General features: G+C 61.9%; 16 protein-coding genes. 5 read left to right on the top strand and 11 right to left on the bottom strand.

What is annotated here, in order from left to right; translation table 11 throughout:
* The 10 genes from DEVEQU_RS05990 to coxB all read right to left on the bottom strand — a co-directional run bounded on the left by DEVEQU_RS05990 (position 1) and on the right by coxB (position 9,136).
* Positions 1-1,263, bottom strand: coding sequence for a M16 family metallopeptidase (locus DEVEQU_RS05990; protein ID WP_126149672.1), 1,263 nt, complete (start codon positions 1,261-1,263; stop codon positions 1-3).
* A gap of 51 nt (positions 1,264-1,314) precedes the next feature.
* A complete protein-coding gene (gene thrC, locus DEVEQU_RS05995) occupies positions 1,315-2,709 on the bottom strand; it encodes a threonine synthase (RefSeq protein WP_126149673.1) in 1,395 nt (464 codons plus the stop codon).
* A 72-nt stretch (positions 2,710-2,781) separates the two neighbouring features.
* On the bottom strand, positions 2,782-3,552 hold the full coding sequence (locus DEVEQU_RS06000; protein ID WP_126149674.1) for an SURF1 family protein: 771 nt from the start codon (positions 3,550-3,552) through the stop codon (positions 2,782-2,784).
* Positions 3,549-3,902, bottom strand: a complete 354-nt coding sequence (locus DEVEQU_RS06005) for a DUF983 domain-containing protein (RefSeq protein WP_126149675.1) — start codon at positions 3,900-3,902, stop codon at positions 3,549-3,551. Before DEVEQU_RS06005 ends, DEVEQU_RS06000 begins: the two co-directional genes overlap by 4 nt.
* A gap of 64 nt (positions 3,903-3,966) precedes the next feature.
* A complete protein-coding gene (locus DEVEQU_RS06010) occupies positions 3,967-4,800 on the bottom strand; it encodes a cytochrome c oxidase subunit 3 (RefSeq protein ID WP_126149676.1) in 834 nt (277 codons plus the stop codon).
* Positions 4,801-4,802: 2 nt separating this feature from the next.
* The gene (locus DEVEQU_RS06015; RefSeq protein ID WP_126149677.1) at positions 4,803-5,369 is read right to left on the bottom strand and encodes a cytochrome c oxidase assembly protein; all 567 of its coding nucleotides are present in this window, start codon (positions 5,367-5,369) and stop codon (positions 4,803-4,805) included.
* Positions 5,370-5,549, bottom strand: a complete 180-nt coding sequence (locus tag DEVEQU_RS06020; RefSeq protein WP_126149678.1) for a hypothetical protein — start codon at positions 5,547-5,549, stop codon at positions 5,370-5,372. It lies immediately after the preceding gene.
* Positions 5,550-5,551: 2 nt separating this feature from the next.
* Positions 5,552-6,445: a heme o synthase gene (locus DEVEQU_RS06025; protein WP_126149717.1), complete on the bottom strand. Its 894-nt coding sequence runs from the start codon at positions 6,443-6,445 to the stop codon at positions 5,552-5,554.
* 102 nt (positions 6,446-6,547) lie between these two features.
* Positions 6,548-8,242: a cytochrome c oxidase subunit I gene (gene ctaD, locus DEVEQU_RS06030; RefSeq protein WP_126149679.1), complete on the bottom strand. Its 1,695-nt coding sequence runs from the start codon at positions 8,240-8,242 to the stop codon at positions 6,548-6,550.
* A 24-nt stretch (positions 8,243-8,266) separates the two neighbouring features.
* Positions 8,267-9,136, bottom strand: a complete 870-nt coding sequence (gene coxB, locus DEVEQU_RS06035; RefSeq protein ID WP_223214114.1) for a cytochrome c oxidase subunit II — start codon at positions 9,134-9,136, stop codon at positions 8,267-8,269.
* Between the two features lie 375 nt (positions 9,137-9,511).
* On the opposite strand from coxB, the gene DEVEQU_RS06040 reads away from it, so the two are divergent.
* Positions 9,512-10,015, top strand: coding sequence for an invasion associated locus B family protein (locus tag DEVEQU_RS06040; RefSeq protein WP_386849527.1), 504 nt, complete (start codon positions 9,512-9,514; stop codon positions 10,013-10,015).
* A 15-nt stretch (positions 10,016-10,030) separates the two neighbouring features.
* Entirely contained in the window at positions 10,031-10,276 is a 246-nt protein-coding gene (locus tag DEVEQU_RS06045) for a PilZ domain-containing protein (protein ID WP_126149681.1), read from the top strand.
* A 156-nt stretch (positions 10,277-10,432) separates the two neighbouring features.
* On the opposite strand, the gene DEVEQU_RS06050 is transcribed toward DEVEQU_RS06045, so the two are convergent.
* Positions 10,433-10,696 carry a DUF1127 domain-containing protein gene (locus DEVEQU_RS06050; protein ID WP_126149682.1) on the bottom strand — a complete coding sequence of 88 codons (264 nt, stop codon included), beginning with the start codon at positions 10,694-10,696 and terminating at the stop codon, positions 10,433-10,435.
* Positions 10,697-10,847: 151 nt separating this feature from the next.
* Here DEVEQU_RS06050 and DEVEQU_RS06055 point away from each other — a divergent pair, with 151 nt between their 5' ends.
* The 3 genes from DEVEQU_RS06055 to DEVEQU_RS06065 all read left to right on the top strand — a co-directional run bounded on the left by DEVEQU_RS06055 (position 10,848) and on the right by DEVEQU_RS06065 (position 13,716).
* Complete coding sequence (locus DEVEQU_RS06055) at positions 10,848-11,735, top strand: LysR family transcriptional regulator (RefSeq protein WP_126149683.1); 888 nt, start codon at positions 10,848-10,850, stop codon at positions 11,733-11,735.
* 93 nt (positions 11,736-11,828) lie between these two features.
* Entirely contained in the window at positions 11,829-13,448 is a 1,620-nt protein-coding gene (xseA, locus tag DEVEQU_RS06060) for an exodeoxyribonuclease VII large subunit (protein ID WP_126149684.1), read from the top strand.
* 46 nt (positions 13,449-13,494) lie between these two features.
* Entirely contained in the window at positions 13,495-13,716 is a 222-nt protein-coding gene (locus DEVEQU_RS06065; RefSeq protein WP_126149685.1) for a DUF2093 domain-containing protein, read from the top strand.
* Positions 13,717-13,718: the final 2 nt, after the last annotated feature.

Below are 13,718 nucleotides of genomic sequence, written 5' to 3' on the forward strand. Positions count from 1 at the left end.
TCAGCGTTGCAGCGTCTCGCCGATGCTTTCGACATCGGCCAGTCGATCGATCGGGCCGATACCGGCCAGGGTCACGGCGCCCTTGGTGAAGATCTGCTCGGCGACCTCGCGCACGCGCTGGGCGGTGATGCGATTGATGCGCTCGACAGTCTCGGCCATGGGGATTGGGCGACCCCAGAGAATCTGCTGGCGCGCAAGCTGCCCGGCGCGGGCCGAGGGGCTTTCGAGCGACATCAGCAGGCCCGCCCTGATCTGGTTGCGCACGCGCACCACTTCGTCATCGGAAATGGTCTCGGTGGCACGGCGGAGCTCATCGAGCACGACAGGGATGAGCTCGGAGACTTCGTCCTCGCCGGTGGCCGCGGCAACGCCGAACACGCCGCTATCGGCAAAGGCCCAGTGGAAGGAATAGACCGAATAGCAAAGGCCCCGCTTCTCGCGGATTTCCTGGAACAGGCGCGAACTCATGCCGCCGCCAAGAACCGAGGCAAGGACCTGGGCCGCATAGAAGCCATCGGAATTATAGGCGCGACCTTCGAAGCCGAGAACGATGTGGGCCTGTTCATGGTCTGACACCAGCCGCTCCTGACCGCCCCGATATTCGGCGCGTTGCGGGGCCGGTGCGCCGCTGGGCGCGAGGTCGGCGAAGCGCTGCTTGGCCACTTCCACCAACCCATCGTGGTCGACATTGCCGGCGGCAGCGATCACCATGTGGTCGCCCACATAGTTGCGGCGCATATATTTGCGGACAGTCTCGGGCGTAAAAGCACGCACCGAATCCACGGTGCCCAGAATGGTGCGACCGATGGGCTGGGTCGGGTAGGCCGCCTCCTGGAACAGGTCGAAGACATGGTCGTCGGGATTGTCGCGGGCAGCGCCAATTTCCTGGACGATCACCTGTTTTTCGCGGGCGAGCTCATCTTCGTCGAAGGTGGAGTTCTGCAGGATATCGGCGAGAATATCAGCCGCAAGCACCACATCGTCCTTGAGGACGCGCGCGAAATAACCGGTATGCTCGATGGAGGTGGCCGCGTTGAGATCACCGCCGACATTTTCGATGGCCTCGGCGATCTGCAACGATGTGCGGGTCTTGGTGCCTTTGAAGGCCATATGTTCGAGGAGGTGCGAAATGCCGTGTTCGGCCTTGCGCTCGGACCGCGCACCGGCCTTGACCCAAACGCCCAGCGACGCGCTTTCCAGATGTGGCATGTCGTCGGTGAGAACCACCATGCCATTGTCGAGACTTGTCGATCGTACGCTCACACTGGTCCTCCTGAACCGGCGGCCATCGCGACCGCGGGTTCGCCGTGTCGTTCAGGCCGCGCGGCTACGCGCCCCGATGAAGTCTTCTATCATGCGCTGGTCATTGGCCAGCACGGTCACCCGTTCTTCGCGGGTATAGAGATCGGCCAACCAGCTCGGCAGGGCCGCATCGACACCCGAGGCTTCCTTCACCGCGGCTGGGAATTTGGCGGGATGGGCGGTGCCCAGCGTCACCATCGGCACGGCTGTGGACGGCAGGCTCTGGGCAACGCCAAGACCAACGGCGGTATGCGGATCGAGTAGGTAGCCACTCTTTTTCCAGGTCCCAGCGATGACGGCGCGCGTTGCCGCCTCGTCGGTGGTGCCGGCGGCAAAGTCGCGGCGGATCGCCGAAAGCGCCGCATCCGGCAAGGCAAAGCCGCGCGATTGCTTGAGGCTCGACATCATGCGGTTGACCGCGTCGCTGTCACGACCGGCAGATTCGAACAGCAGGCGTTCGAAATTGGAGGAAATCTGAATATCCATGGACGGGCTGATCGTCGGCTCCACCCCGGCCATTTCGTAACGCCCGGTATCGATCGTGCGGCGCAGGATATCGTTGGCATTGGTGGCGATTACCAATTGCTCGATTGGCAGGCCCATCTGCTTGGCGCAATAGCCGGCGAAGATATCGCCGAAATTGCCGGTGGGCACGGTGAAGCTCACCTTGCGGTGTGGTGCGCCCAGCGATGCGGCAGCGGTGAAATAATAGACGATTTGCGCGACGATGCGGCCCCAATTGATCGAATTGACGCCGGACAGGCGCACGCGATCGCGGAAGCCATGATTGTTGAACATGGCCTTCACCAGGTCCTGGCAATCATCGAAGGTGCCTTCGAGCGCAATGTTGTGGACATTGGCGTCGAGCACAGTGGTCATCTGCCGGCGCTGCACCTCCGAGGTGCGCCCCTTGGGATGGAGGATGAAGATATCGGTGGTGTCGCGGCCACGGAAGGCTTCGATGGCGGCAGAACCAGTATCGCCGGAGGTGGCGCCAACAATAGTGGCGCGCAGACCGCGCTGGGCCAGGATATGGTCCATCACCCGGCTGAGGAACTGCATGGCGACGTCCTTGAACGCCAGGGTCGGACCATGGAACAGCTCAAGCACAAAATGGCCAGGGGCAATCTCCACCAGCGGCGTCACCGAAGCGTGGCGGAAGCTGGCATAGGCTTCGTCGATGATGGTCTTCAGCGTCGCGTCGTCGATCTCGCCCGGGGTGAAGCGGGAGATAATCGCGAAGGCGACATCGGCATAGGGCTTACCAGCGAAACCGGCGATTTCGTCTGCACTGACCTGCGGCCAGGATGCCGGCACGTAGAGGCCGCCATCTGCGGCAAGTCCTGCCAGAACTGCGTCGGAGAAGCCAAGCGCGGGCGCCTTGCCACGCGTAGAAACAAACTGCATCGGGAAGAAGCGCCCTTTTAGAATTGTTGCAACCTAGTCAAAGCCGCGCTGAGCCGCAAGGTTTTGCCGCGATCAGCGTTTTGGCTGCCGCTGCGCCTGCCGCCACAACCAGAAGCCGAGCATAACAATGGCGACGATGGCAAAGCCATACCAGGTGTATGCATAGCCCAAATGGTTATTGGGGAAACTGATGACGGTTTCGCCGCCCTGCGGCAGTGCATCGGGCGCGCCGGCCGGAAGATCGACATAGAAAGGCGCCACCGGCACAAGGGCAGGATCGATCATGGTGGCAAGCAGCGTCGGGTCGCGGACCCAGGCTACCCGGTCGGACATGTTGGTCTCGGGGGTCATGAAGCCGGTGGGCTCCCCAGGGCGCAACAACCCCGAGACGGTCACCTGTCCCTCACTGGCATCATGAAGACCGCCCAGGATCACCTCTTCCTGATTCTGCTCCGGCACGAAGCCGCGATTGACGAAGACGGTGCCGCCCGCGTCGAGCACGAAGGGGGTCATGACCCAATAGCCGGGACCGCCATATCGACCCTTGGGATCGGCCAGGCTGGTGAAGACAGTGCTGGTCTGGTCATAGGCGAAGTGGCCGCTCAGCGACACCGGCTGGAAATTCAGCGCACCAACATCGAGATCGGGCCAGGTATCGGTGGCCGGCACCGGGATGGGTGCAGCATTCAGGCGGGCATCGACGGCGGCGATCAGCGCTTCCTTCTCCTCCAGCCGCTCCATTTGCCAGGTACCAAGGAAAACGCAGGTTGCAGCGAGGGCCAGCATCAGGACGGCAAAGACCCAATCGGTCCAACGCAGATTGGCGAGGCGAACAGTGCTCATTGATGGCCCTCATGCGCATCATGGCGGTACTGGACATTGACCAGCACGCCCTTGAATGGCGGCAGGAGGGCCAGCGACAGGATCAAGGTCGTGGGAATCCATAGCACGAGATGCATCCACGGCGGGATGGTGAAGCTGGCGCCGACAATAAGCGCCAGAATGATCACCACCGGCGCGACCAGAAATATCACGAAAACAGCCGGGCCATCGCCACTATCGGCAAAGTCGTAGTCGAGCCCGCACTGGGGGCAAGATGGGGCGAGTTGAAGATAGCCGGAAAACAACCTGCCCTTGCCGCAACGCGGGCAGCGGCAGGCAATGCCGGTCAAAATGGGATTGGGGGTGCTCATGGTATGTTCCAAAGAAAAAGGGCGCAGACCATGCCGCGCCCCTCTCCGATTGTCGTATTCGGCCTCAATGGCTCAGGGCCACGCCCCAGGAGCCCCAGACATAGACCGAGGCAAACAGGAACAGCCACACCACGTCCACGAAGTGCCAGTACCAGGCGGCGAACTCGAAGCCGAGATGCTGCTTGGGGGTGAAATCACCGCGTTCGGCACGGATCAGGCAGATCAGAAGGAAAATGGTGCCGATGATGACGTGGAAGCCGTGGAAGCCGGTCGCCATGAAGAAGGTGGCGCCATAGAGGTTGCCCGAGAACGAGAAGCCGGCATGGGTGTATTCGAGATACTGAACGAATGAGAACAGCACGCCGAGCGCCACGGTGAGCACGAGGCCCCAACGCAGGCCCTGACGATCGTTTTCAAGCAGCGCATGGTGGGCCCAGGTGACTGTCGTGCCGGAGGTCAACAGGATCAGCGTGTTGAACAGCGGCAGGTGCCAGGGGTCGAACAGTTCGATGCCAGTCGGGGGCCAATGTCCGCCAGTGAAGGCGACGCGGGCATACTGCTCGATGTCGTCGAAGCGGAAGAAGCCATCGAAATAGGCCCAGAACCAGGCCACGAAGAACATGACTTCGGAGGCAATGAACAAGAGCATGCCGTAGCGATGGTGGAGCTGGACCACCGGCGTATGGAAGCCGCCATTGGCTTCCTTGATCACATCGGCCCACCAGGCATAGAAGGTGTAGACCACACCAGCCAGGCCGATGAAGAACAGCCACGGCGTCCAATGGTGCATCCAAGCGATGCCACCGATCGCCAGCACGAAGACGGCAACCGACATGACGAACGGCCAGGGGCTCGGTTCGACCATGTGGTAGTCATGGTTCTTTTCTAAGGCGGCCATGTTCAGCTTCCCTCACTGTCTGAAGCGTAGAAGGTATAAGAGAGCGTAATCTCTTTGATGGTGTGGAGCTCAGGATTGTCGTCCAGATCGGGATCGACAAAGAAGACGATGGGCATTTCCACCGTTTCGCCCGGCTGCAGTGTCTGCTCATTGAAGCAGAAACACTGGATCTTGTTGAAATAGACACCGGCCTTTTCAGGCGTGACGTTGAACACGGCCATGCCGGTCAGCGGCTTGTCGGAATTATTTGTCGCGATGTAGTTGACCGTGTCGACAGTGCCGATGCGGTCGGTCACCGGCGCCGCAGCCTTCACCGTCCACGGCAGTGCGCGCTCGACATTGACGTCGAACCGGACCTTCATCTCGCGGGCAATGACGCCCTTGGGGTTATCGGCTGCTACCTGGGTGGTGCCACCGAAACCGGTTACTTGGCAGAACATCTGGTAGAGGGGCACTGACACGAAGGCCAGGCCCACCATGCCGGCGGCGATGCCAGCCAGCATCAGGCCCAGGCGCTTATTGTTGGGCGCTGCAGGAGCCGGATTACGATGGTGCAAGACATCGGTCATCTAGAGCGCCCTGTCGAACAGAGCCGGACCCATCTTGACGATGGTCAGCACGTAGAACGTCAGCGCAAAGAGTGCCAGCGCGGCTCCGAGGGCAATGGAGCGACGACGGCGCTGGCGCTTGAGGGCCGCCTCCTGCTCCGGGGTCATCGGCTGCATTTCAAATTCGGCTTGCGTTGCCATGATCAAAGCAGCCCCATTTTGGTGACAAAGGTATCAGCCAAAAGCGCCAGGAACAGCACGAACAGATAGCTGAGGGAGAAGGTGAAGAGGCTGCGGGCAGCCTTGCGCATGGCAACGCTTTCCGAAGCGCGCCACAGGCGAACGGCCAGCCAGAGGAAGCCCGCGCCGAAGGCGATGGCGACGGCGCCGTAAATCCACCCCGCAAAGCCGAGGAAGAGTGGCAACATGCTGGCCGCGACCAGGACAACCGAGTAGGCGAGGATCTGCCGGCGGGTCGAAACTTCACCGACCACGTTCGGCATCATTGGGATGCCCGCAGCGCCATAGTCGCTCTGCTTGTAGAGGGCGAGCGCCCAAAAATGCGGTGGGGTCCACAGGAAGATGATGAGGAAGAGCGCAAAGCCTTCCCAGCTCAGCGTGCCGGTCACGGCGGCCCAGCCCACCATGGGCGGGAAGGCGCCGGCAGCACCGCCGATAACGATGTTCTGCGGCGTCGAGCGCTTGAGCCACATCGTATAGACGACGACATAGAAGAAGATGGTGAAGGCCAGGAAACCACCGGCAACCCAATTGGTCGCGAGGCCCAGCAGCATCACGGAAAAGACCGAGAGCACCACACCGAAGACCAGCGCCTCTGAGGCAGCCATCCGACCGGCGGGAATGGGCCGGTTGATGGTCCGGCTCATCACCGCATCGATATCGGCGTCATACCACATATTGAGCGCGCCGGAGGCCCCTGCCCCGATGGCGATACAGGCAATGGCGATGAAACCGATGATCGGGTTGATCGAACCGGGAGCGATCAGCATGCCGACAAAGGCAGTGAACACGACCAGCGACATGACGCGCGGCTTGAGCAGCGCCAGGTAGTCCTCTACCCGTGCTTCGCCCGCCATGGCGGGTGTGCTCCTGCTGTCGTCGATATAAGCCACTGATACTTTCCTTGTGTGGCGGACCGCGCCTCGGGCGCGATCCGCTGATGTCGTTTCGCCTGCGGCTTAATGAGCCTTGGACGAGTCGATCTGAGGCAGGGTCGAGAACTGGTGGAACGGCGGGGGCGAGGACAGGGTCCACTCCAGGGTCGTCGCACCGTCACCCCACGGATTGTCACCGGCGACGCGCTTCTTACGGAAGGCTTCCCAGGTGGCGTAGAAGAAGATGACCATGGCAACGAAGGTGATGTAGTAGCCGATGGAGGACACGCGGTTCCACAGAGCGAAGGCATCCGGATAGTCGATGTAACGACGCGGCATGCCGGCGAGGCCGAGGAAGTGCTGCGGGAAGAAGATCAGGTTCACGCCGATGAACATGATCCAGAAGTGCAGCTTGCCGAGCAGTTCGGAGTACATGTAGCCCGACATCTTGGGGAACCAGTAGTACCAGCCCGCAAAGATCGAGAACACGGCGCCAAGCGACAGCACGTAGTGGAAGTGAGCAACCACATAATAGGTATCGTGCAGGGCACGGTCGGCACCGGCATTGGCCAGCACCACACCAGTCACACCACCGACGGTGAACAGGAAGATGAAGCCGATGGCCCAGAGCATGGGCGTACGGAAGGTGATGGAGCCGCCCCACATGGTGGCGATCCAGGAGAAGATCTTCACGCCCGTGGGCACCGCGATGACCATGGTGGCGGCCACGAAGTAGCGCTGCACGTCGAGGCTGAGGCCGGTGGTGTACATGTGGTGGGCCCACACGACGAAGCCGACGAAGCCGATGGCAACCATGGCATAGGCCATGGCCATGTAGCCGAAGACCGGCTTACGGCTGAAGGTCGCCACGATGTGGCTGATGATGCCGAAGCCCGGCAGGATCATGATGTACACTTCGGGGTGACCGAAGAACCAGAACAGGTGCTGGTAGAGCACCGGATCACCGCCGCCCTCAGGGGCGAAGAAGCTGGTGCCGAAATTGCGGTCGGTCAGCATCATGGTGATGGCGCCAGCCAGAACCGGCAGGGCGAGCAGCAGCAGGAAGGCGGTGACCAGCACCGACCAGGCGAACAGCGGCATCTTGTGGATGGTCATGCCGGGCGCGCGCATGTTCAGGATGGTCGTGATCAGGTTGATCGCGCCCAGGATCGAGGACACACCAGCGACGTGCAGCGACAGGATGACGAAGTCAGTCGCCGGACCAGGATGGCCGGAGGTCGACAGCGGCGGGTAAGCCGTCCAGCCACCACCGAAGCCGAGGGCACCAGCAGGGCCTTCGAAGAACATCGACAGGATCGTCAGCAGCAGCGCCGGCGGCAGCAGCCAGAAGGCGATGTTGTTGATACGCGGGAAGGCGGTATCAGGCGCACCGACCATCAAGGGAGCGAAATAGTTGGCAAAGCCACCCATGGTCGCCGGCATGACGGTGAAGAACACCATGATGAGGGCGTGGGCGGACACGAACACGTTGAACATGTGCTTGCCGCCATCGAGGGCAGCGTCGCCCTCGAGACCATAGGCCAGGGACGCCAGGCCATGGAAGATCTGGATGCCAGGCTCCTGCAGCTCCATGCGCATAAGGCCGGACAGGATGCCGCCGATCACACCAGCGATGATCGAAAACACCAGGTACATGATCCCGATGTCTTTGTGGTTGGTCGAGAATACCCAACGGCGCCAGCCGGTGGGCGTATGGTGATCATGCGCCGCATGATCGTGCCCGGTCGCATGGGCTTCGAGGTTTGCTGTAGTAGCCATAGATTGTCTCCCCTGACCCTATGCTTAGAGAGCCGGCAGCACGGCGGCAGCCGCGGCGTAGTCACGGTTCTCGGCGAATGCGGTAATAAAGGCCTCAAATTCTTCAGCCGTAACGACGCGGACGGCGATCGGCATGTAGGCATGATCCTTGCCACACAGCTCCGAGCACTGGCCGTAATAGATGCCGGTCTGACGGGCATTGAACCAGGTTTCGTTGAGGCGGCCCGGCACGGCGTCGACCTTGATGCCGAAGGACGGCACGGCAAAGGCGTGGATCACACCTGACGGGCTCGACGTAATCTGCAGTTGAACGGTGGTATCGACCGGAACGACGAGCTCGTTGTCGACAGCCAGGAGGCGCGGCTGACCGGGCTTGATGTCCTGATGGTAATTGGTGGCGACGCTGCCCAGAATGTTGGAATCGAAGGCAACGCCCTGATCCACATATTCGTAGTTCCAGTACCACTGCTCGCCCGAGACCTTGACGACGAGACCCGGGGCCGGGACTTCGACTTCACCGAACGAGAAGATGTTGGAGCCGAGATATTTGCGCTCCCCATCGGGCACGGTCATCTGGTCGGACAGCACCCCGAACGAGGGAATGGCGATAATGATCAGGATGACGATAGGCACGACAGTCCAGATCACCTCGATCAACGTGTTGTGGGTGAAACGCGCCGGGACCGGATTGGCCTTGGCGTTGAAACGCACCACGACGGCGACCAGAAGGGCCAGCACGAAGAGCACGATGATGGTGATGGTCCACATCAGGGGACCATCGTGGAAAGCCACGATGGAATCCATGATCGGGGTCACCGAAGGCTGGAGATGAATCTGTCCAGGCTCGGGATGCCCGGCGCTGGACTGCTGCGCGAACGCGATCGCCGGCGACATTGCCAAAGCGACCGCGGAAACGGCCCCCAACTTCTTCAAGAACTGCCCGGTCACCATAAACCCCCTATGCACTGTTCTGGCGGCTGGCACCGAGAATGAGGGTTATAGCGGCATAGCTAACGCCGCCCCGACTCAACCTCGGAGCGTAAAACTCTTGTTTGACCTAAATCACATTGGAAGAGCCGAGTCTATTGTAGGCTGATGGGTCCAGCATGCGGCAAATTGCTGCCACAATGAGGGCGCCATGCCTCACCCGCGCCCCAGTTTCCCGGCAAAACCTGCCGGAAATCCGGCCTTTGGTTGACAGGCTGGGACGCGTATCAGAAACAGGAATCGCCTGTGCGCATGCGCCGATTCGGCAGGAGAATTGATAGAGTGATTGTCTGGGCAAAGCAGTTTGGTACGGTTTGCGCTGTTGTGGCAGGCCTGTTGGCAGTACCCGCTTTGGGTCAGGGCACGGTTCGCGCCGAGCATGGCGACTGGCAGATGAGCTGCGACACGCCCCCGGGCGCCAGTTCCGAGCAATGCGCCATCATTCAAAACGTCCTTGCCGAAGACCAGCCCAATGTCGGCCTGTCGGTCATCGTGCTGCGGACCGCCGATCGCGAGGCGCGGCTGCTGCGCGTGCTGGCGCCGCTTGGCGTGCTGCTGCCCAATGGCCTGGGCCTCAATGTCGACGGCAATGATATGGGCCGCGTCGCCTTCGTGCGCTGCCTGCCCAATGGCTGCATCGCCGAGGTGGAACTCGATGACGACCTGATCAAGGTTTTGTCCGAAGGGACCACCGCAATTTTCGTGGTGTTCAAGACGCCCGAGGAAGGCGTGGGCATACCGGTGTCGCTCGATGGGTTTGCCGAGGGCTTCGCCGCCCTCCCCTGATCGGGAGTTTTTGCCATGGAAGAACGATCGAGGGCCACGCGCCACCGCACCCTCAAGGGCGGCAAGATCGTCTTTAACAATGGCTTTTCCACAATCAATTGCACAATGCGCAATTTTTCCGAGACTGGCGCCAAGCTGGTGGTGACCAGCGTGGTGGGCATTCCCGACAAGTTCGAGTTGACCATGGACGACGGGCGCCACTTTTCCTGCGCCATCGTCTGGCGAACCGCCACCGAATTGGGCGTGGCGTTTTCATCCTGACTGCAAAATAAAAAGGCCGGGCACGTGAATTTCACGGCCCGGCTAGTCATCAGGAAACGGGACCAGCGGCAAAACTGGTCCGGGAGATGGCACGAGCACTCATCGTGTTCGAACCAACGGGTCAGCAGCCGCCACGAACGGCCGCAATTCGAGAATTCAGGCGCGGGCGTTGCGAGCGCGCGCTGCACTCAGCACCATGCCCGGGGTGCGTCCATTGCGCGCCACCATGGCATCGGCAATGTCGCCGCGATCAATGCCAAGGTCTTGCAGACGATTGGCATCAAGACCCATGAGCCCTTTGAGTGCGGTGCGGCGCTGACGAGCGGCCTTGACCTGGGCGACCCAGGCAAAGAAGGCGCCAAAAATCGTCGAGTGCGAGCCAGCCGCAACTGACCGCTCGCCGGGGAGCGAGAGAGCCATGATTATCTCCAAGGACAAACAGGATGGGCGCCGGAGGGAGGCCGGCGCGGCGGCGCGTCACTGCACCGTCACCGCCAGATAGCGCTCTGGACTTCCATTCGTCCAACAAATAGATTTCATCCTCTCGATCAAAATCCGTGATGAGACCAAAATGGCTGCTCCTCTTGATCTCGACCAGTTGCAGAGTTTCTGCGCCATTGCCGATTGCGGCAGCTTCACCGAGGCGGCGCGGCGGGTGAACAAGACGCAATCCGCCGTGTCGATGCAGATCAAACGGCTTGAGGAGCGGCTGGGACATTCGCTGTTCACGCGCGATGGCCGCAGCGTTACCCTCACCCATCACGGCGAAGTGCTATACGAACGCGCCCGCAAGATGCTGCGGGCCAATGCCGAGATTCTCGACCATTTCAACGATGGCGACCTGGCTGGGTCCATTCGCTTCGGCGTGCCCGACGACTATGCGGTACGGCTTCTGCCGGTCATTCTCTCGAGCTTCCAGCGCACCCATCCACGCATTGCGGTAGACGTGTCTTGCATGGCCTCAGAAGTGTTGCTCGAGGGGATGAAGGCGGGGCGCTACGATCTCATCGTCTTCACCCAGGGCACCAATCAGAATTTCGGAGAGCTCTTCCGCACCGAAAAGATGTTCTGGGTAGCCAGCCATGGCGGGCGCGCGCTGGCCAACGAGCCGATGGCGATTGCCTGCGGCCCGCAATATTGCATCTGGCGCAAGGATGCGATGGACGCGCTCGAGCGCACCAGCAAGGACTACCGCATCGCCTATACGTCGTCCAACGCGACCGCCATATCCTCGGCAGTGCTGTCGGACCTGGCGGTGGGGTTCCTACCGGAAAGCGCGCTGCAGCCGGGTATGCGTGTCATTGGCGACGAGCATGGCCTGCCGCGTCTCGCCGACGCCCAGATTGCCCTGATGCGGGCCAGCCATGCTTATGGCGGCATCTACGACGCGCTAGCCAACCATATCGTGCAATCAATGGGCAATCTCGAGCATCCGCCGCAGGCCGAGGCGGCTGAATAGCCAGGGGGGCTGCGGCCACACGCTATGCGGCGTCTATAAGCGGGCCTCGTCGTCCCTCTTGACCTAAACCGCCCCATGCCGCACGAGAGACGCATGGCCGAACAGCTTACCAATGCCGCCGAATTTACCGTTTCCGAGATCGCCCAGGCGGTCAAGCGGACCGTTGAGGACGAGTTCGGCCATGTCCGGGTACGCGGTGAAATCTCCGGTTTCCGTGGCCAGCATTCGTCGGGACATGCCTATTTCACCCTCAAGGACGATGCCGCCTCGATCGATGCGGTGGTGTGGAAAGGCAATTACGCAAAACTCAGCTTCAAACCCGAGGAAGGACTCGAGGTCATCGCCACCGGCCGACTGACCACCTTCCCGCGTTCGTCGAAATACCAGATCGTCATCGACAATATCGAGCCGGCCGGCGCCGGGGCGCTGATGGCGCTACTCGAAGAGCGCCGCAAGAAGCTGCTGGCCGAGGGGCTCTTCGCCCGCGAGCGCAAGCGCCCCCTGCCCTATCTGCCGCGCGTCATCGGCGTCATCACCTCGCCCACAGGCGCAGTAATCCGGGATATCCTGCACCGGCTCGATGACCGGTTTCCCAGCCATGTGCTGGTGTGGCCGGTGCGCGTGCAGGGTGAGACCTGTGCACCCGAAGTGGTCAATGCCATCGAGGGGTTCAACGCGCTGCTGCCGGACGGTCCGATTCCGCGCCCCGACCTGCTGATCGTGGCGCGCGGCGGTGGCTCCATCGAAGATCTCTGGGGCTTTAACGAGGAGGCGGTGGTGCGCGCCGTTGCCGCCTCGGGCATTCCCGTCATTTCAGCGGTGGGTCACGAGACCGACACTACGCTGATCGATTATGCCTCCGACATGCGTGCGCCCACGCCGACAGCCGCAGCCGAGGCAGCGGTGCCGGTGAGGGCTGAGCTCATCGCCTATGTCGAGGACCAGGGCAGCCGTCAGCGTCAGGCGGCGCGGCGCAGTCTTTCGAGCCTGCGCGACCGCTTGCGCGCCGCCGGCGCCGGCCTGCCGCGGGCCAGCGATCTGGTCGCTACACCGCGTCAAAGCCTTGACTTGGCCTCCAGCCAATTGTCCGGGGCCCTGCGCCATTTCGTGCAGTCGCGGCGGCTGGCCTTTTCCAGCCTCGCCTCCGCCATCCAGCCACGCCTGGTGCGCCAGCGCCATCTCGAACGCGCCGAAAGAGTAGCGACGCTCAGCCGCCGGGCCGAGACAGGGCTGATCAAGACCATCGAGCGCGCGCGACTGACCTTCGACCCCGGCGCCCGTCGCCTGCCCGGTGCCGCGGCGCAACTGCTTGAACGCAAGCAATCCGGCATGGCTCGTATCACCCCGCGCCTCACCGCCCAGCCCATTCGCACCGATCTCCGCCATGCCGGGCAGCGGCTCGATACGCTGGTGCGTCGGGGGGATGCGGCAGCAAGCACAGGCATGGGATCGCGCCGCACCCAACTGGATCAGTGGGGCAAGTTGCTGGCAACGCTCAGCTATCGCAATGTGCTGGCACGCGGCTATGCATTGGTGCAGGACGATCAGGGACAGGTGGTCTCGAGCGCGGTGGCGCTGCGTCCTGGCGACGGGGTACGCCTGAGCTTTGCCGATGGTGAAGTGGCGGCGACCATTGCCGGGGCCCCACCGGCTCGGCGCAAATCGTCCCGTGCGACGCCTACGGACGACGAGTCGCAGGAAAGCCTCTTTTGAAGCAGATGCCGCTCGACTATATCGTACAAATGGCAGGGAGCCTGGGATGAACATATTCGATAAGGGCTTTTCGCCCGCCGAAGCCAGCTTGCGGTACCTCGATGGCGATTATGTCGTGCTCAAGCCCGGCACCTTCGTGCGCTGCGCCATAACCGGCAAGCCGATCCCGCTGGACGAGCTGTTCTATTGGAGTGTCGACCGGCAGGAGGCCTATGCCGATGCCGTCGCCGCCCACACCGCCTTCGAACGCTTCGGTCGGGGCAACTGACC

This window comes from Devosia equisanguinis (assembly GCF_900631955.1).
GTDB lineage: Bacteria > Pseudomonadota > Alphaproteobacteria > Rhizobiales > Devosiaceae > Devosia > Devosia equisanguinis.

Bases quoted from the DNA above. Each gene is read 5' to 3' on its own strand.
- thrC (WP_126149673.1), bottom strand. From the start codon at position 2,709: ATGCAGTTTGTTTCTACGCGTGGCAAGGCGCCCGCGCTTGGCTTCTCC.
- DEVEQU_RS06000 (WP_126149674.1), bottom strand. From the start codon at position 3,552: ATGAGCACTGTTCGCCTCGCCAATCTGCGTTGGACCGATTGGGTCTTT.
- DEVEQU_RS06005 (WP_126149675.1), bottom strand. From the start codon at position 3,902: ATGAGCACCCCCAATCCCATTTTGACCGGCATTGCCTGCCGCTGCCCG.
- DEVEQU_RS06010 (WP_126149676.1), bottom strand. From the start codon at position 4,800: ATGGCCGCCTTAGAAAAGAACCATGACTACCACATGGTCGAACCGAGC.
- DEVEQU_RS06015 (WP_126149677.1), bottom strand. From the start codon at position 5,369: ATGACCGATGTCTTGCACCATCGTAATCCGGCTCCTGCAGCGCCCAAC.
- DEVEQU_RS06020 (WP_126149678.1), bottom strand. From the start codon at position 5,549: ATGGCAACGCAAGCCGAATTTGAAATGCAGCCGATGACCCCGGAGCAG.
- DEVEQU_RS06025 (WP_126149717.1), bottom strand. From the start codon at position 6,445: ATGGCGGGCGAAGCACGGGTAGAGGACTACCTGGCGCTGCTCAAGCCG.
- ctaD (WP_126149679.1), bottom strand. From the start codon at position 8,242: ATGGCTACTACAGCAAACCTCGAAGCCCATGCGACCGGGCACGATCAT.
- coxB (WP_223214114.1), bottom strand. From the start codon at position 9,136: ATGTCGCCGGCGATCGCGTTCGCGCAGCAGTCCAGCGCCGGGCATCCC.
- DEVEQU_RS06045 (WP_126149681.1), top strand. From the start codon at position 10,031: ATGGAAGAACGATCGAGGGCCACGCGCCACCGCACCCTCAAGGGCGGC.
- DEVEQU_RS06050 (WP_126149682.1), bottom strand. From the start codon at position 10,696: ATGGCTCTCTCGCTCCCCGGCGAGCGGTCAGTTGCGGCTGGCTCGCAC.
- DEVEQU_RS06055 (WP_126149683.1), top strand. From the start codon at position 10,848: ATGGCTGCTCCTCTTGATCTCGACCAGTTGCAGAGTTTCTGCGCCATT.
- xseA (WP_126149684.1), top strand. From the start codon at position 11,829: ATGGCCGAACAGCTTACCAATGCCGCCGAATTTACCGTTTCCGAGATC.
- DEVEQU_RS06065 (WP_126149685.1), top strand. From the start codon at position 13,495: ATGAACATATTCGATAAGGGCTTTTCGCCCGCCGAAGCCAGCTTGCGG.